Annotated in this window: 17 protein-coding genes and 1 pseudogene; 12 read left to right on the top strand and 6 right to left on the bottom strand. The window is 68.2% G+C overall.

Features of this window, described 5'->3' with window-relative positions; all coding sequences use genetic code 11:
• The first annotated feature begins 67 nt into the window (after positions 1-67).
• Both ACFY9N_RS15000 and ACFY9N_RS14995 read left to right on the top strand, forming a co-directional pair.
• The gene (locus tag ACFY9N_RS15000) at positions 68-1,621 is read left to right on the top strand and encodes an aldehyde dehydrogenase family protein (RefSeq protein ID WP_391479606.1); all 1,554 of its coding nucleotides are present in this window, start codon (positions 68-70) and stop codon (positions 1,619-1,621) included.
• A complete protein-coding gene (locus ACFY9N_RS14995) occupies positions 1,621-2,010 on the top strand; it encodes a DUF779 domain-containing protein (protein ID WP_391479605.1) in 390 nt (129 codons plus the stop codon). The genes ACFY9N_RS15000 and ACFY9N_RS14995 overlap by 1 nt, the downstream gene beginning before the upstream one ends.
• 220 nt (positions 2,011-2,230) lie before the next feature.
• Here ACFY9N_RS14995 and ACFY9N_RS14990 read toward each other — a convergent pair whose 3' ends face one another.
• The 3 genes from ACFY9N_RS14990 to ACFY9N_RS14980 form a co-directional block, all read right to left on the bottom strand.
• A complete protein-coding gene (locus ACFY9N_RS14990) occupies positions 2,231-2,872 on the bottom strand; it encodes a Pr6Pr family membrane protein (RefSeq protein ID WP_391479604.1) in 642 nt (213 codons plus the stop codon).
• Between the two features lie 351 nt (positions 2,873-3,223).
• Positions 3,224-4,351 carry a hypothetical protein gene (locus ACFY9N_RS14985; protein WP_391479603.1) on the bottom strand — a complete coding sequence of 376 codons (1,128 nt, stop codon included), beginning with the start codon at positions 4,349-4,351 and terminating at the stop codon, positions 3,224-3,226.
• Positions 4,348-5,322 (bottom strand): hypothetical protein, encoded by a 975-nt coding sequence (locus tag ACFY9N_RS14980; RefSeq protein WP_391479602.1) that lies wholly within the window; start codon positions 5,320-5,322, stop codon positions 4,348-4,350. Before ACFY9N_RS14980 ends, ACFY9N_RS14985 begins: the two co-directional genes overlap by 4 nt.
• Positions 5,323-5,369: 47 nt before the next feature.
• On the opposite strand from ACFY9N_RS14980, the gene ACFY9N_RS14975 reads away from it, so the two are divergent.
• A complete protein-coding gene (locus ACFY9N_RS14975; protein WP_247624080.1) occupies positions 5,370-5,726 on the top strand; it encodes a hypothetical protein in 357 nt (118 codons plus the stop codon).
• A 31-nt stretch (positions 5,727-5,757) separates the two neighbouring features.
• On the opposite strand, the gene ACFY9N_RS14970 is transcribed toward ACFY9N_RS14975, so the two are convergent.
• On the bottom strand, positions 5,758-6,345 hold the full coding sequence (locus ACFY9N_RS14970) for an Lrp/AsnC family transcriptional regulator (RefSeq protein ID WP_391479689.1): 588 nt from the start codon (positions 6,343-6,345) through the stop codon (positions 5,758-5,760).
• A 152-nt stretch (positions 6,346-6,497) separates the two neighbouring features.
• Here ACFY9N_RS14970 and ACFY9N_RS14965 point away from each other — a divergent pair, with 152 nt between their 5' ends.
• From ACFY9N_RS14965 to ACFY9N_RS14945, 5 genes are read left to right on the top strand one after another with little or no spacing between them, the layout of a single operon-like run.
• Positions 6,498-8,081: an ABC transporter substrate-binding protein gene (locus ACFY9N_RS14965; RefSeq protein WP_391479601.1), complete on the top strand. Its 1,584-nt coding sequence runs from the start codon at positions 6,498-6,500 to the stop codon at positions 8,079-8,081.
• A 14-nt stretch (positions 8,082-8,095) separates the two neighbouring features.
• On the top strand, positions 8,096-9,157 hold the full coding sequence (locus ACFY9N_RS14960; protein WP_391479600.1) for an ABC transporter permease: 1,062 nt from the start codon (positions 8,096-8,098) through the stop codon (positions 9,155-9,157).
• Entirely contained in the window at positions 9,154-10,062 is a 909-nt protein-coding gene (locus ACFY9N_RS14955) for an ABC transporter permease (protein ID WP_391479599.1), read from the top strand. Before ACFY9N_RS14960 ends, ACFY9N_RS14955 begins: the two co-directional genes overlap by 4 nt.
• The gene (locus tag ACFY9N_RS14950; protein WP_391479598.1) at positions 10,059-10,847 is read left to right on the top strand and encodes an ABC transporter ATP-binding protein; all 789 of its coding nucleotides are present in this window, start codon (positions 10,059-10,061) and stop codon (positions 10,845-10,847) included. Before ACFY9N_RS14955 ends, ACFY9N_RS14950 begins: the two co-directional genes overlap by 4 nt.
• Positions 10,840-11,679: an ABC transporter ATP-binding protein gene (locus ACFY9N_RS14945; protein ID WP_391479597.1), complete on the top strand. Its 840-nt coding sequence runs from the start codon at positions 10,840-10,842 to the stop codon at positions 11,677-11,679. Before ACFY9N_RS14950 ends, ACFY9N_RS14945 begins: the two co-directional genes overlap by 8 nt.
• 157 nt (positions 11,680-11,836) lie before the next feature.
• Here the strand turns inward: ACFY9N_RS14945 and ACFY9N_RS14940 are convergent, their stop codons facing one another.
• Positions 11,837-12,547, bottom strand: coding sequence for a hypothetical protein (locus ACFY9N_RS14940; RefSeq protein WP_391479596.1), 711 nt, complete (start codon positions 12,545-12,547; stop codon positions 11,837-11,839).
• 202 nt (positions 12,548-12,749) lie between these two features.
• On the opposite strand from ACFY9N_RS14940, the gene rpsF reads away from it, so the two are divergent.
• The 4 genes from rpsF to rplI are packed head-to-tail and all read left to right on the top strand — an operon-like array spanning position 12,750 to position 14,408.
• Positions 12,750-13,118: a 30S ribosomal protein S6 gene (rpsF, locus tag ACFY9N_RS14935; RefSeq protein WP_029264265.1), complete on the top strand. Its 369-nt coding sequence runs from the start codon at positions 12,750-12,752 to the stop codon at positions 13,116-13,118.
• 5 nt (positions 13,119-13,123) lie between these two features.
• A complete protein-coding gene (locus ACFY9N_RS14930; protein ID WP_050723584.1) occupies positions 13,124-13,630 on the top strand; it encodes a single-stranded DNA-binding protein in 507 nt (168 codons plus the stop codon).
• A gap of 59 nt (positions 13,631-13,689) precedes the next feature.
• Positions 13,690-13,944, top strand: coding sequence for a 30S ribosomal protein S18 (gene rpsR, locus ACFY9N_RS14925; RefSeq protein ID WP_017829850.1), 255 nt, complete (start codon positions 13,690-13,692; stop codon positions 13,942-13,944).
• Positions 13,945-13,955: 11 nt separating this feature from the next.
• Positions 13,956-14,408: a 50S ribosomal protein L9 gene (gene rplI / locus ACFY9N_RS14920; protein ID WP_391479595.1), complete on the top strand. Its 453-nt coding sequence runs from the start codon at positions 13,956-13,958 to the stop codon at positions 14,406-14,408.
• A gap of 529 nt (positions 14,409-14,937) precedes the next feature.
• On the opposite strand, the pseudogene ACFY9N_RS14915 reads toward rplI, so the two are convergent.
• Positions 14,938-15,421 (bottom strand): annotated as a pseudogene (locus tag ACFY9N_RS14915) (hypothetical protein); the annotation flags it as partial.

Genomic DNA, 15,421 nt, shown 5'->3' with positions numbered 1-15,421 from the left:
AACGTCCGGCGACCTACCGTCGGAGGACAGCCGCGCACCGAGGCGCGGCCGACCCCGAGGAGTCACGATGACCATCGTCGAAGAAGACGTGTCCACTGCTGCCTACGCCGCCCCGGGTCAGCCGGGTTCCCTGGCCGACTACCGCCCCCGCTACGGCCATTACATCGGCGGGGAGTTCGTCGAACCCGCCAAGGGCCAGTACTTCGAGAACGTGAGCCCCGTCAACGGCAAGCCGTTCACCGAGGTCGCCCGCGGCACCAGTGAAGACATCGACCGCGCGGTCGACGTCGCCTGGAAGGCCTTCGCCGCCTGGGGCAAGACGAGCCCCGCCGAGCGCTCGGTCATCCTGAACAGGATCGCCGACCGCATCGAGCAGAACCTCGAGCGCATCGCCGTCGCCGAGACGTGGGAGAACGGCAAGCCAGTGCGCGAGACGCTCGCCGCCGACATCCCGCTCGCGGTCGACCACTTCCGCTACTTCGCGGGTGTGCTGCGGGCGCAGGAGGGCGGCATCAGCCAGCTCGACGAGAACACCGTCGCGTACCACTTCCACGAGCCGCTGGGTGTGGTGGGCCAGATCATCCCGTGGAACTTCCCGATCCTGATGGCCGTGTGGAAGCTCGCTCCCGCGCTCGCCGCGGGTAACTGCGTCGTCATCAAGCCGGCCGAGCAGACCCCGGCATCCATCCTGTTCCTGTTCGAGATCATCGGCGACCTGCTGCCCGCGGGCGTCGTGAACATCGTCAACGGGTTCGGCATCGAGGCGGGCGCCCCGCTCGCGCAGCACAAGCGCATCCGCAAGGTCGCGTTCACGGGCGAGACGACGACAGGCCGGCTCATCATGCAGTACGCCTCGCAGAACCTCATCCCGGTGACGCTCGAGCTCGGAGGCAAGAGCCCGAACGTGTTCTTCGAAGACGTCGCGCGCTCGACCAGCGACCCGTTCTACGACAAGGCGCTCGAGGGCTTCACGATGTTCGCGCTCAACCAGGGCGAGGTCTGCACCTGCCCGTCGCGGGCGCTCATCCAGCGGTCGATCTACGAAGGCTTCCTCGCCGACGGACTCGAGCGGGTCGGCAAGGTCGTGCAGGGCAACCCGCTCAACCCCGCGACGATGATCGGAGCGCAGGCGTCCAACGACCAGTTGGAGAAGATCCTGAGCTACATCGACATCGGAAAGCAGGGCGGCGCGCGTCTGCTGACCGGTGGCGAGCGGGTCGACCTCGGTGGTGACCTCAGCGAGGGCTTCTACGTCGCCCCGACCGTGTTCGAGGGCACCAACGACATGCGCATCTTCCAGGAGGAGATCTTCGGACCGGTGCTGTCGGTCACCTCGTTCGACTCGTACGACGACGCCATCTCGATCGCGAACGACACGCTCTACGGTCTGGGCGCGGGTGTCTGGAGCCGCAGCGGCGACACGGCCTACCGCGCCGGCCGTGCGATCGAAGCCGGCCGCGTGTGGACGAACACCTATCACCAGTACCCGGCGCACGCCGCGTTCGGCGGGTACAAGCAGTCGGGCGTCGGCCGCGAGAACCACAAGATGATGCTCGACCACTACCAGCAGACGAAGAACCTCCTCGTCTCGTACGCGGAGGGCCCGATGGGCTTCTTCTGATGGTCAGCATCGGCACCTACCAGCGGGTCGCGGTGACGGATGCTGCGGCATCCCTCATCCGCGACCTGACGGCGCAGCACGGCCCGCTCATGTTCCACCAGTCGGGCGGATGCTGCGACGGCTCGTCACCCATGTGCTACCCGGTGGGGATGTTCCTCACCGGGCCCGGCGACGTTCTTCTCGGCACCCTCGACGTCGGGCTGGATGCCGGGGTCGAGGTGTACATGTCGGAGTCGCAGTTCGAGTACTGGAAGTACACGCACCTGACCATCGACGTCGTGCCCGGGCGCGGTGCCGGGTTCTCGGTCGAGGGGCCGACGGGTATGCGGTTCCTGATCCGGTCGCGGATGCTGAACGACGCGGAGCTGGAGTACTTCGGTTTGGCGTGAGGGGTGTCCGCGGGGTGGGGCCCTTCGACGGGCTCAGGGACCCAGTTGCAGTCACTGGGTCGCGGTGTGTGTGACTGGGTCGCTGAGCTTGTCGAAGCGTCCCCCACGCGCGGTAGCGGAGGAGAATTCGCGTTCTGCAGGAGGCATCCGCCGTTTCGATCCTGTCGAGCGTGAGAACTCCTCCCGAGCGGATGCTGCGGGGTGGGGCCCTTCGACAGGCTCAGGGACCCGGTTTCCGGGGGCGGCCGAGAGGGACCCGACTCGCGAGCCAGACCAGGGCACCGAGGGCGAGGAGGGTGGCGAGGAGTCCGAGCACGTGCAGGGCGAGGGTGGCAGGGCCGTGCGCGGGAAGCAGGAAACCGTACGGCACCCAGCCGTCGGTTGCACCGCGGATGAGTACGACGACGATCCACACCAGCGGATACACCGTGACCACCCAGAGGTGGCGCCAGCGCAGCGCGGGGTGATCGCGGATCAGCATCCAGTCGAGCGCGACGAGCAGCGGGAAGACCGCGTGCAGCGTGACGCTCACCCACGCCGGAGCGGATCCGGTTCCGGGAACGACGAGGTTGTAGATCACGGCGACGAGCAGCATGCAGGTGACGGCGACACCGCGCGCGTACGACAGCCAGAGCGGATGCCGTCGCCGGCGCAGAGTCAGGATTCCCGTCGCGATGAACAGCGCGCTCGTGAGCAGGCTCGTGAGGTTCGTGAAGTATCCGAAATAGTCGAACAGGCTCGTGCGGCCCGCACTGACGCCGAGGAGATAGGTGTGCACGAGCACCGAGATCACCGCGAGTCCGACGACGATGCGGGCGATGCCGACCGGGCGCGGGGTGGGGGATTCCGGGGCGTCGGGCATGACGTTCACCCTAGTGAGGGTGCGGGGCCCTTCGACAAGCTCAGGGACCAGGGGGTTGCTCAGGGACGCAGGGGGTTGCTCAGGGACCCAGGGGGTTACTCAGGGACCCAGCGCGACTGGATGAGGATCCATGAAGACTGAACGACCGTGCAACGAATTGCAACGTGACCCGGCATACCATTTTTCCAACCGCCGATATACCGCTTGTCCCCAGCAGGCGAAGGCGTTCGCGGCACAAGCCGCATGCAGAGGGAGAGTCGAACTTCTTCTGATCCCGAGGGGGGATGGGGTGGGTGTCGGTCCCCAGAACGACATCCACCCCCACACTCGGCATCCGACCTGTCGAGCGGGTCAGCGGATCGTCATGATCGCGTACGCGATGCCGATGAGCACCACGACGACGAGCGGGACCCACGCCGTCCGACGCTTGAGCCGTCGGCCCTGCGGCGCGACGCCCGGAGGGGGAGTGAGCAGTCCGGCCGGCGGCGCGAACGGCAGTGGAGCGGATGCCGTGGCACTCTGCCCGACGGCATCCGCTGTCTGCCGATGCTGGGCGTGCAGACGGTCGTCGCGCCAGCGCGCCCACTGGTCGAACTTCGTCAGCAGCGCACCCACCACACCGAACAGCCAGGCCCACGTCGCCGGGTCGAGCGACGACGCCTCGCGCTTCGTGTAGAGGAACATCCAGTCGTCGACGATCTCGACGTCGAGCTGTGCGGCGTGGTCGATGAACCGGGCCATGATGTCGGGCGTGAAGAGGTAGAGGGCGTCCTGCTCGTACCCCTCGGGGCAGTAGAGCGTGAAATGCCGGTCGAAGTCGCCCTCGAGCGATAGGCGCTGTGCACGCTGGAACGAGGCCGGCAGGTTCGTGCCGAAGCCGTTGTTGCCGAGCGCGTCGAGCACGATGTTCGGCAGCGGCACGTCGAGTTTCACGGCGATATAGCCCCAGCGGTACGTGGTCGAGCTCTTGCCGTGCTTGATCGTGTACTGGTAGTTGCCGAACTCGACGAACCGCGGCTGGGTTCCGCGCACCAGGTCGGTCGCCAGCCGCCCCGAGCCGAGGGTGAAGATCATGCCGGGCAGCGGGGGGCTCGCGATGCGCTCGGTGTAGCTCATACCGTTCGCCTGCGCGAACGTGCCGATCCGATAGCGACGGATGCGGTTCGCGCGCGTCACCGCCCAGACGATCGCGACCGTCGCGCCGGCGGCCACGAGCAGGAGCGCGGCGAAGAACGACAGCCCCGCGACGTTCCCCGAGAGAGCCGCGCGCGCGAGCAGGGTACCGACCACGCCCAGGCCGATGACGCCGACGAAGACCAGCACCACGATGCCGATCACCGTGCCGGCGACGGTGCCGGCAGAGGCCGGCGATCGTCGCGCTTTGAGATCTGCCGTGAAGGCGCTCACCGCGCGCGGATCGACCGGTTCGGTGAGCGCGCGGGCGTCGAACGTGGATGCCGGATGCTGGGGCGTGCTCATCGATTCACCTCGTCGGCATCCCAGGTCAGGGAAGAGCCCTCGCGGAGGGGCAGGGCCTCGAAACGGTCGTCGGTGCACAACGCGCGGACGAGTTCGTTCGACCCCGCGATCACCGTCGAATCGGCCTCGATCTCGGTGACCATCACCCAGGCCCGGTCCTCGGGCCAGATCAGATTCGGGCTCTGCGCGTGGGGCGGGTGGCCGTCTCGTTCGGAGGGGAGGTCGCGCCACGGTGCGCCCAGCACCCAATCCGGGTCGGCGAACACATGAGGTGCAGCGGAGAAGAGGACGTACGGGCGGTCGGGGAGCTCGAGACGAGGACCCTCGGAGACGTCGCGGGGGAGTAGCCCCTCTTGCCAGGTCGGCTTGCGGAAGACGTTGTTGAACGGATCATGCGCGCTGCGACCGAGCATGGCCTGATGGTGCGGATCGTCGCCTCCGGCCGGGCCGAAAAGCCCGGGGTTCGCGGGGATGCCCAGGTGTCCGACGACGTTGCCCCAGCCCTCCCAGATCGCCGCGTATCCGGCATCCGGGGTCGACGTGTACGCGGCGAGCACCTCGGCCACCACGGGCAGGAGTGAGGGGTCGAGCTCGCCCTCTGTCGGAGCATCGAACTCGCGGCCGTCCGGGGCGATGCGCGTGCGCCAGTCGCCGTCCATGGGCGTGCGCACGAGGCGGTGCCACTGCGCGAGGGCGTGCATCGTCGTGCCGAACGCGGCGGCGGTCTCGGCCCAACTGACCTCGGCGTCGACGAAGTCGGGCAGCAGGCCCTCACGCTCGGCGTCCGGCATCCGGAGCCAGTCCTCGGGAGCGGGCACCGCGCGTCCGGGGAGCGATCTCGTGAACCCCCGATGGAACACGCGTGCGTAGGCCTCGAAACCGTGCGGAACGGCCGCGTGCATGGTGCCCGTGCGAGGGTCGAGCCGCTCCCGCAGCCAGTCGCCGACGGTCGGGTTCGCGATCCACTCCATGCGACCACGGTACCCGGGTGGTGTGACGCGCCCGCCATAATCGAAGGGTGACTGCGACTGCAACCCTTCCCTCGCTCGATGGCCGCCGCTTCCGGATGATCTCGTCCACGACCTCGGCGGTCGACCCCGAGGCGCCGAGCATCTTCGAGTACTTCGAGAAGGACGGCGCGATCTGGGGCGGGTACACCGGCGACACGGTCACCTTCGGCAAGTTCGTGGGAACCCGCACCGCCGACACGATCTGGGTGTCGTTCGTGCACGTGCTCGTCGCCGACGGACAGGTCGTCACGGGCGATGGCGAGAGCGAGCTCGAGCTCACGGACGACGGACTCATCCGCCTGGTCGAGCATTACGAGATGCACGGCCTGCCGCAGCTGAGCGTGTGCGAGGAGATCCCCGCCTGACCCGCGGCCGGCAACCCTCGGCCGGTAACCCTCAGCGGGGCGGGAGGGCGTCGCGTCCGGGTGACGCAGGCGTCCAGCGCGTCATGCCGAGCGGGGTCTCGACATCGCGCTCGGGAATGTCGGACGGCAACAGGTACGACCGGCGGATCACCTCGTCGAGCACGACCACGCTGACCACGGTGCGCACCTCGGGCAGCTGGGCGATGACTCCGGTCGAGAACTCGTGCACGCCGCTGACGTCGACGGCCCGGATGAGCAGCATGGCGTCGTGCTCGCCGGTCGTGATCGCGCACCATTCGACGTCGGGCATCTCGCTCACGCGATCGCGGAAGGATGCCCAGGCCTGCGGCAGCACCGTGACGAAGACGAGCGCGCCGATCGAGAGGCCCGCTTTGGCCTGATCGACGCGGGCGGAGAACCCGGTGATCACACCGTCGCTCACCAATGATTCGACTCGCGAATAAGCGCTGGCGCGGGAGATGCCGACCTTGTCGGCGAGGGCGGCGATCGAGATCCGACCGTTATCACGGAGCACTTCGAGAATCTTGTATGCGATCTCGTCCAACCCCGTGGCACTTCGTCCAGAATGCTTCAGATGTTCGGCATCCTTGCTGGACATATTGCTCCCCACGGTTGGTGATCTGGACAGACCGTGCCGGTCATCCCGACACTTGCTGGACACATCGTCGCATATGATGCGAATCTGATCCACGGTCGTCCACACCGGTGGCGGCCGACACCCGAATGTACTCCTCGCCCTTGGAGGCTCACATGTCGTCACGCCGCATTCTGCCTGCGCTCGCATTCGGAGCGGTCGCGCTCCTCGCGCTCGCCGGTTGCTCGGGAGGAAACTCCGCCAACACCGGCGATGACTCGTCGGGCTCCGGCTCGCTGGTCATCGACACCGCGTTCTCGATCGAGACGACCGACCCGGGCCACACCTATGACCCGACCGGCAACATGATCGCCAAGGCGATCTACGAGACCCTCGTCGACTTCGAGGGCTCCGACGTCTCGACCCCGGTTCCCGGACTCGCCTCGTGGGAGCAGAACGACACCGCGACCGAGTTCACGTTCACGCTCGAGGGCGACCGCGTCTTCTCGGACGGCTCGCCGATCGAGGCGAAGGACGTCGTCTTCTCGCTGCAGCGCATCCAGGGCATGGAGGACGCCAAGCCCAACTTCCTGCTCGCGGGCGTCACGATCTCCGAGGTCGACGACAAGACGATCTCGTTCACGACCGAGACCCCGCTGCTGCAGCTGCCCGCGATCCTCGCGAACCCGGCGCTCGGCATCGTCAACTCCGACGTCGTGATCGAGAACGGCGGCGCGACCGACGGTTCCGACAGCGCGCAGAGCTTCCTCGACGGTGAGTCGGCGGGCTCCGGTCCGTTCGTGCTCGACACCCTCGACCTCTCGTCGCAGGTCGTGCTCACCAAGAACGCCGAGTACAACGGTGACGAGGAGTCGGCCTACGACCGCGTCGTCGTGCGTAACGTCTCGGAGAGCGCCACGCAGCTCGCCAACCTCAAGGGCGGCGACTCCATGGTCGCGATGGACCTGAACGGCGACCAGGTCGCCGGTCTCGGCGACGACCTCACGGTCGACTCCGTGCCCTCGGGTCAGACCATCTTCCTGCTGCTCAACCAGGGCGAGGCCGGAGGCGACCTCGCCAACGTCAAGATCGCCGAGGCGATCCGCTATGCGCTCGACTACGACGCGCTGCTCGAACTCGCCGGTGCCGGTGCGGTGCAGGCGACCGGCGTCATCCCGCCCGGGTTCGAGGGCTCGCTCGACGGCGGCGTCTCGCAGGACCTCGACGCGGCGAAGGCCGCGCTCGCCGAGGCCGGCTACACGGGCCAGACCCTGAAGCTGCAGTTCCCGAACGACTACCCGGTCGGCGGCGTGGAGTTCACCCCGCTCGCCGAGCGCATCCAGGCACAGCTCGAGGATGCCGGCATCGCGGTGGAGCTCGCCCCCGCCCCGTTCGCGACCGAGCTCGACGCGTACGTCAACGGCACCGAGGGCTTCGGCCTGTGGTTCTGGGGCCCGGACTACGCCGACTCGGCGAACTTCCTGCCCTTCGGCCCGGGCCTGAAGGTCGGCCTCCGCGCCGGCTGGGCAGCCGAGGCCAACCCGGAGATCGCCGAGATCGCCGCGAACGCCGCCGCAGCGACGGATGCCGACGAGCGCACCGCCCTGTTCACCGAGTTCGCCGAGGCCATGCAGGCCGAGGGTCCGTTCGTGCCGCTCATCGTTCCGGGCCGCAACATCGCCTCGGCATCCGCCGTCTCGGGCGCCGTGTACAACTCGGTGTGGGAGATGGACATCGCCGAGATCGCTCCCGCGAGCTGAACGGATAAGAACGAATGACAACGGTGGCGGTGCAGAGACAGGCGCGCAGGCGTCGGTCTCCCCTGATCGGATACCTGCTGCGGCGGGCCGGCACCTCCCTGCTCCTGTTGGTGGGCGTGACCATCGTCACGTTCCTGCTCACCAACCTGGTGCCGGGAGACCCGGTCTCGGCCGCGCTCGGTGAGGGTGCATCGCAGAACCCGGCGACGCGTGAAGCGTTCATCCGGGAGCACGGACTCGATCAGCCGTTGATCGTGCAGTACTTCATCTACATGGGGAACCTGCTGCGCGGGGACCTCGGGACGTCGCTGGTGACCGGCCGTGCGGTCACCAGTGACCTCGCCACCGCGGTGCCGGCGACGATCGAGATCGCCATCGGCGCGATCATCCTCAGCCTCGTCGTCAGCATCGTGCTCGGCACGCTCGCCGCCTACCGCCGCGGACTCGTGACCGACCAGGTCATCCGCGTCGTGACCCTCGTCGGTCTGAGCGTGCCGACCTTCTGGCTGGCGCTGGTCAGCTTCTACGTCTTCTTCCTCGAGCTGCGCATCGCCCCCGGGTCGGGGCGCATCTCGCCGTCGATCACCCCGCCGCCGCGCGTGACCGGGCTCTACACGGTCGACTACCTCCTCAACGGCGACGCCGTCGGCTACTTCGACGCCCTCGCCCACCTCGCCCTCCCGGTCATGGTGCTGTCGCTCGTGACGATCGGCCTGCTCACCCGCTTCATCCGCACCTCGGTGCTCGAAGTGCTCGGAAGCGACTACGTGCGGGCCGCCCGCGCGAAGGGGCTCCCCGCGATGCGCGTCATCCTCGACTACGTGCTGCGCGGAGCATCCCTCCCGATCCTCACCGTCGTCGGCGTCGCCTTCGGAACCCTGCTCTCGGGAACCGTGCTCGTCGAATCGGTCTTCGCCTGGCCGGGCCTCGGCACCTACGCCTACAACTCCGCCGCGAACCTCGACCTGCCCGGCATCATGGGCGTCGGCCTCGTCGTCGGATTCATCTACCTCCTCATCAACTTCGTCGTCGACATGCTCTACGGCGTCCTCGACCCGAGAGTGAGGATCGCATGAGCAGCATCGACGCCGCATCCGGTCGCTTCCGGTTCCGCTTCCGCTGGCCGCGCGCCTGGCGCACGCCCCTCGGCATCATCGGCACGGTCATCGCCGGCGCCTGGGTGATCGTCGCGTTCACCGCGCAGTGGTGGGTGCCCTACGGTCCTAACGCGCAGATTTTCCCGCGCCTGCAGGAGCCCGGGGTCGAGACGATCCTCGGCACCGACGGCAACGGCCGCGACATCTTCTCGCGCCTCATGACCGGTGCGACGGTGAGCCTGCCGCTCGCGCTCATGCTCGTGATCGCGGCGATGCTCATCGGCACGCTGATCGGTGCGCTCGCCGGATACTTCGGCGGCTGGGTCGACGAGACGCTCATGCGCATCACCGACCTGTTCATGGCGTTCCCCACCGTGATCCTCGCGATGGTGGTCGCGGCATCCCTCGGGCCGTCGCTGTTCAACGCCGTGATCGCGGCGATCGTCGTCTCGTGGCCGCAGTACTCCCGTGTGACCCGCAGCATCGTGCTCGGTCTGCGCGGACAGAACTACGTCATCGCCGGTCGGCTGCTCGGCCACTCGCCGCTCCGCACGCTGTTCGTCGACATCGTGCCCAACATCGCCGGCCCCGTGCTGGTGCTCGCGACGCTCGACATCGGTGCGGCGATCCTGCTGCTGTCGGGCCTGTCGTTCCTCGGCCTCGGCGCGCAGCCGCCCACGGCGGAATGGGGTTCGATGATCTCGTCGGCCATGCAGAACTTCGACGCCTGGTGGCTCGGAGTGTTCCCGGGTCTCGCGATCCTGACGGTCGTGCTGGCGTTCAACTTCCTCGGCGACGCGATGCGCGACATCCTCGACCCGACGGCCGAGGTCACGCACGAGAAGCAGGCCGAGAAGACGGATGCCGCGGGGGTGCCCGCATGACCGCGCTCAGCATCCGCGACCTGACCATCGAGATCGGACGCCCGCTCGTGAAGGGCGTCTCGCTGGAACTCGAACCCGGTCGCATCCACGGCCTCGCCGGTGAGTCCGGCTCGGGTAAGACCCTCACCTCGCTCGCCGTGCTCGGGCTCCTGCCGCGCCAGGCGAAGGTCGGCGGCTCGATCGCCCTCGCCGGCGACGAGCTCGTCGGGCTCAAGCGTCGGACGATGAACCGCGTGCGCGGCAAGCGCATCGCGATGGTCTTCCAGGACCCCTCGGCGTCACTGCATCCGCAGCTTCCGGTCGGTCGTCAGCTCACCGACCACATGCGCGTGCACCTGGGCCTGCGCGGCGCGGCCGCCCGCGACAAGGCCGTCGAGCTGCTGCAGACCGTCCAGGTGCCGAATCCGGCCGAGGCCCTCAAGCGCTATCCGCATCAGTTCTCGGGAGGTCAGCGTCAGCGCATCGCCATCGCGTGCGCCCTGGCGTGCGACCCCGAGGTGCTGCTCGCCGACGAGCCGACAACGGCCCTCGACGTCACGGTGCAGGCCGGCATCCTGCAGTTGCTGCGCGACCTCGCCGTCGAGCGCAAGCTGGCCGTGCTGCTCGTGACCCATGACCTCGGCGTGATGAGCGCCATCGCCGACGAGGTCGCCGTCATGAAGGACGGACTCATCGTCGAGAAGGCCGATCGCGAAACCCTGTTCCGCGACCCGCAGCACGAATACACGCGGATGCTGCTCGCCGCACTGCCCGGTTCCCGCATCGAGGAGGACGCTGATGAGTGAGGTCTCCGTCCTCGACGCGCACGACCTGGTCGTGCGCTACCCGGGGCACCCGCCCGTCATCGCCGTGAACGGGGTGTCGATGACCGTCGCCGCCGGCGAGACCGTCGCCCTCGTGGGCGAGTCCGGCAGCGGCAAGTCGAGCTTCGCTCGCGCCGTCGTCGGCATCGAGAAGACCGCGGGAGGGACGGTGCTGTTCAACGGCGCACCCGTCTCGCCCCTCGGCATCCGTCGACGTTCGATCGCCCTCACCGGCATCCAGATGGTCTTCCAGGACCCGTCGACCTCGCTCAACCCGCGCCGACGGGTGGGCGACCAGATCTCCGACGGCATCGCCACCGCCCGAGCGCGCGGTGCCGCCGGATCCACCGTCGAGGAGTGGCTCGAGCGCGTCGGGCTGCCGACCTCGGTCGCCTCGCGCTTCCCGCACCAGTTCTCGGGTGGGCAGAAGCAGCGCATCGCGATCGCCCGGGCGCTCGCGGCGCGGCCGTCGCTGCTTGTCGCCGACGAGCCGATCTCGGCGCTCGATGCCTCGACGCAGACCAGTGTCGCCGGTCTCATGCGCGACCTGGTCGCCGAATCGGGTGCCGGGATGCTGTTCATCTCGCACGACCTCGCCGTGGTGCGACGCATCGCCGATCGCACGTTCGTCATGTACTCCGGCCGCGTGCTGGAGTCGGGCCCGACCGATCGCCTCTGGGCCGAGCCGCAGCATCCGTACACCCGGGCGCTGCTCGCCGCGATCCCCGAGCCCGACGGCACCGGGCGTATCCCCGACGCCCCGTCGACCGAGGACCGCGAGGTCTGGTCGGAGATCCCGCCCGTCCTCAACTGAGGCTGGGGCCCTTCGTCTCGTCGCTGCGCTCCTCGCTCAGGGACCGGGGGTCTTGAGACCCGGTTCCTGAGCGAGCGGAGCGAGACGAAGGGCCCCACCACGAGAGACGCAGAACGGCCCGGCATCCGCGAGAGATGCCGGGCCGTCGTCGTGTCGATCAGAGCGGCGCGACGATGTCCTGCTTCACGTCCCAGTCGGTGATCTCCAGGACGGACTCGATGGCCTGCCCCTGCACCTCGGTCTGGGTGGTCGTGGCGAGGATGATGTAGTCGGAGGTCACCTCGAAGGTCGCGTCGACCTCGACGCCCTGCGTCTCTGTGGTCCCGCTGACGACGAAGACCTTCTGGCCGAGGCGCTCGCCCGTGCCGGTCACCGTGAACTCTCCGTTCAGCGCGGCCGCGGCCGTGGCGGGGTCGAGAGCGGCGGCGTTCTGCGCAGCCGTGCTGAGCGCCGCGACCACGGGGTCACTCGCGTTCGGGTCGGCAGCCTGCCACTCGCTGCTCGGGCTCTTCACCCACGTGTCGTCACCGATGATGATCATCGAACCCATGTCGGAGATGACCTCGGTCGCGTCGCTCGCCGAGTCGAAACGTGCAGTCGACACCATGCCCATGGTGGTCGACGTCGCCGCGTACCCGGCTGATTCCTTCATCCGTTCCGCCGAGCAGGTGCTGAGCACGGTGATGTCGACCGTCGCTCCCTCCGAGAGCTCGGGGCAGTCGGATGCCGCGGACGACGTCTCCTCCGACGGCGCCGAACTGCTCGAGCTGCTGGGCTTGTTCTCGGTGCTCCCGCTCGGCGCCGAGCATCCCGCCAGCAGGATCGCGGCTGCGACGACGGCTCCGGCCTTCCACATGTTGACGCGCATGGCGTCCCCCCTTCGTACGGCCGATGACGGTCATCGGCCACCGCAGACAAGCATGCCAATGCGAGTGCGAAGGCCGCGGTAGTACCTCCCCGTTCCGTCCGCTAGACTGAGCAGGTTGTCTGCCTTCTGGCAGGCACGTTCACACACCCTCCTGCTTTCGAGAAATCCTCGGAAGCCGTTCTAGTCCGAAGGAGGTGGGTAAGTGACGCACCAGTACGAACTCATGGTCATTCTGACCCCCGAGATCGACGAGCGCCAGGTCGCACCTACGCTCGACAAGTTCCTGAAGGTCATCACCAACGATGGTGGCTCGATTGACAAGGTCGACATCTGGGGTAAGCGCCGTCTGGCCTACGAGATCCAGAAGAAGAACGAGGGCATCTACGCCGTCGTCAACTTCACCGCTACCAGCGAGGCCACGCAGGAGCTCGACCGTCAGCTCAAGCTGAACGAGCAGATCATGCGCACCAAGGTCCTCCGCTCGGAAGAGGCCCAGGCAATGGTCGCTTCGGAAGCCAAGCGCTCCGAGGAGAAGGCTGCTCGCAAGGCCGCCAAGGCTGCGAAGGCCTAAGTCCCATGGCAGGCGAAACCGTCATCACCGTTGTGGGCAACCTCACGGCCGACCCCGAGCTGCGCTACACGCAGAACGGGCTGCCGGTGGCGAACTTCACCATCGCATCGACGCCTCGGAACTTCGACCGTGCCGCGAATGAGTGGAAGGACGGCGAAGCGCTGTTCCTCCGCGCATCCGTCTGGCGCGAGTTCGCCGAGCACGTGGCGGGTTCACTGACGAAGGGCATGCGCGTCATCGCGCAGGGCCGTCTGCGTCAGCGCTCCTACCAGGACCGCGAGGGCAACCAGCGCACCGCGATCGAGCTGGAGGTCGACGAGATCGGCCCCTCGCTCCGCTACGCGACCGCGCAGGTCACCCGTGCGGCCTCGAACGGCGGTGGCGGTGGAGGACAGTCTCGCCCCGCACAGCAGCAGCAGGTGTCGGAGGAGCCGTGGTCTACCCCCGGCTCGTCGACCAGCGCCGACGCCTGGAGCACTCCGGGCAGCTTCGGCGACGACACCCCGTTCTGATCAACACTTCTGGATCCGCCCCTTCGGGGTCGGCATCCGCTCATAACTAAGGAAGAACCATGGCTGGAAAGTCGAGCGGCGACCGCCGCAAGCCGCGGAAGGGTGGCAAGCCCACCGCTCCCGCGAAGTCGATCCGGGTCGGAGTCATCGATTACAAGGATGTCGCCACCCTTCGCAAGTTCGTCTCGGAGCGCGGCAAGATCCGCGCCCGTCGTATCACCGGTGTCTCGGTGCAGGAGCAGCGTCTGATCGCCACGGCGATCAAGAACGCGCGCGAAATGGCGCTCCTGCCCTACGCTGGCGCCGGCCGGTAAGGGGTATCGAGATGGCAAAGCTGATTCTCACGAACGAGGTCGCCGGGCTGGGTAGCGCCGGTGACGTGGTCGAGGTCAAGAACGGGTACGCCCGTAACTACCTCATCCCCCAGGGCTTCGCTACGGCGTGGACCCGTGGTGGCGAAAAGCAGGTCGCATCGATCCAGGCCGCGCGTCAGGCACGCGCGATCCACGATCGTGACGACGCGGTCGCACTGAAGAACGCCCTCGAGGGCACCAAGGTCCGTCTGGCCGTCAAGGCCGGCGCCGCCGGTCGTCTCTTCGGTTCGGTCAAGACCGAGCACGTCGCAGACGCCGTCGCCGCTGCGGGCCTCGGCTCGATCGACAAGCGCAAGGTTCACATCACCTCGCCGATCAAGTCGACCGGTGACCACGAGGCCACGGTTCGTCTTCACGAAGACGTCACCGCGGTCATCACGCTGCAGGTCGTCGCCGCGAAGTAATTCGCGTCACTTCCTCGGAACGCCCTCTGTCCTTCGGGACAGGGGGCGTTCGGCGTCAGCGGGGCTGCAGTCGCCGGTGGGGTGTGCACCAACTCAGGACGATCGGGTGTTCAGTGACCGGTTTGGGTCGATCTGGGCGGGTTCGGGGCGGTTCTTCCTGAGTTAGTGCACGCGGGCCCGCCGCATAACTCCTCAGGAACGGGTGCCTCGGCTCCGATTCGGTCTGTTTAGGCGCCAACGGGGCGGTTTCTGAGGAGTTGTGCAGAGGGCGCGGTTCAGAACTCCGGAGGAACGGGCGGGAACGTGGCAGATCCGGCCCGTCCGGCCCGGTGCGGGTGTGGATCTCCGGAGTTGTGGACGGGCGCGACGGATGCCCCGTGCTGGGGGCACGGGGCATCCGCCCTTGCGGCCGCGTCGGGGCCGACGCCGGACTGGGGACCCGGGGGCAACTCGTCGTTACCGCGGCGACGCGGCGCTCCGGTGGTACGGCGCCTCCTCCCTCCAGGGCGCCGGACCACCGGGGTCCGCGTTACGCCGTGCGGCGGCGCAGCAGGCCGAATCCGGTGAGGACCAGCAGGGCGGCGACGGCGAGAAGCGCGTACGGAGCCGCACCACCGGTGGTGGCCAGCGCGTCAGCGCCTCCCGACGACGTCGCCATTCCCGCGGCCATCGTTCCGCCCGAGCTCGGGCCGACACCGGGGTTCGCACCCGGGGTCCTACCGGGGTCGGTTCCGGGGTCGGTCCCCGGGTCGGTGCCGGGATCGGTCCCCGGGTCGGTTCCGGGATCGGTTCCCGGATCCGTTCCCGGGTCCGTTCCGGGGTCTGTCCCGGTCGGCGTGGTCACCGTGCTGTCACCGAGAACGGAGATCGCGTTGTCACCGATCGTGATCGGCAGCGTGATCGGAAGTCCGATCTGGGTTCCGCCGAGGATGCCGTCGTCTCCGGTGGTGGTGCTGCCGGTGGACGGGGCTGCCGGGGTGGTGGTGCCGGTGCCGGTGGTGCCGACGGCGGCG

Origin of the sequence: Microbacterium sp. NPDC008134, from assembly GCF_042957055.1 — a bacterium.
GTDB lineage: Bacteria > Actinomycetota > Actinomycetes > Actinomycetales > Microbacteriaceae > Microbacterium.
This window is presented reverse-complemented; position numbering and strand designations above follow the sequence as displayed.

What these genes read in the sequence shown, in the direction of transcription:
- ACFY9N_RS15000 (WP_391479606.1), top strand. Translation starts at nt 68, where the DNA reads ATGACCATCGTCGAAGAAGACGTGTCCACTGCTGCCTACGCCGCCCCG.
- ACFY9N_RS14995 (WP_391479605.1), top strand. Translation starts at nt 1,621, where the DNA reads ATGGTCAGCATCGGCACCTACCAGCGGGTCGCGGTGACGGATGCTGCG.
- ACFY9N_RS14990 (WP_391479604.1), bottom strand. Translation starts at nt 2,872, where the DNA reads ATGCCCGACGCCCCGGAATCCCCCACCCCGCGCCCGGTCGGCATCGCC.
- ACFY9N_RS14985 (WP_391479603.1), bottom strand. Translation starts at nt 4,351, where the DNA reads ATGAGCACGCCCCAGCATCCGGCATCCACGTTCGACGCCCGCGCGCTC.
- ACFY9N_RS14980 (WP_391479602.1), bottom strand. Translation starts at nt 5,322, where the DNA reads ATGGAGTGGATCGCGAACCCGACCGTCGGCGACTGGCTGCGGGAGCGG.
- ACFY9N_RS14970 (WP_391479689.1), bottom strand. Translation starts at nt 6,345, where the DNA reads ATGTCCAGCAAGGATGCCGAACATCTGAAGCATTCTGGACGAAGTGCC.
- ACFY9N_RS14965 (WP_391479601.1), top strand. Translation starts at nt 6,498, where the DNA reads ATGTCGTCACGCCGCATTCTGCCTGCGCTCGCATTCGGAGCGGTCGCG.
- ACFY9N_RS14960 (WP_391479600.1), top strand. Translation starts at nt 8,096, where the DNA reads ATGACAACGGTGGCGGTGCAGAGACAGGCGCGCAGGCGTCGGTCTCCC.
- ACFY9N_RS14955 (WP_391479599.1), top strand. Translation starts at nt 9,154, where the DNA reads ATGAGCAGCATCGACGCCGCATCCGGTCGCTTCCGGTTCCGCTTCCGC.
- ACFY9N_RS14950 (WP_391479598.1), top strand. Translation starts at nt 10,059, where the DNA reads ATGACCGCGCTCAGCATCCGCGACCTGACCATCGAGATCGGACGCCCG.
- ACFY9N_RS14945 (WP_391479597.1), top strand. Translation starts at nt 10,840, where the DNA reads ATGAGTGAGGTCTCCGTCCTCGACGCGCACGACCTGGTCGTGCGCTAC.
- ACFY9N_RS14940 (WP_391479596.1), bottom strand. Translation starts at nt 12,547, where the DNA reads ATGCGCGTCAACATGTGGAAGGCCGGAGCCGTCGTCGCAGCCGCGATC.
- ACFY9N_RS14930 (WP_050723584.1), top strand. Translation starts at nt 13,124, where the DNA reads ATGGCAGGCGAAACCGTCATCACCGTTGTGGGCAACCTCACGGCCGAC.
- rpsR (WP_017829850.1), top strand. Translation starts at nt 13,690, where the DNA reads ATGGCTGGAAAGTCGAGCGGCGACCGCCGCAAGCCGCGGAAGGGTGGC.
- rplI (WP_391479595.1), top strand. Translation starts at nt 13,956, where the DNA reads ATGGCAAAGCTGATTCTCACGAACGAGGTCGCCGGGCTGGGTAGCGCC.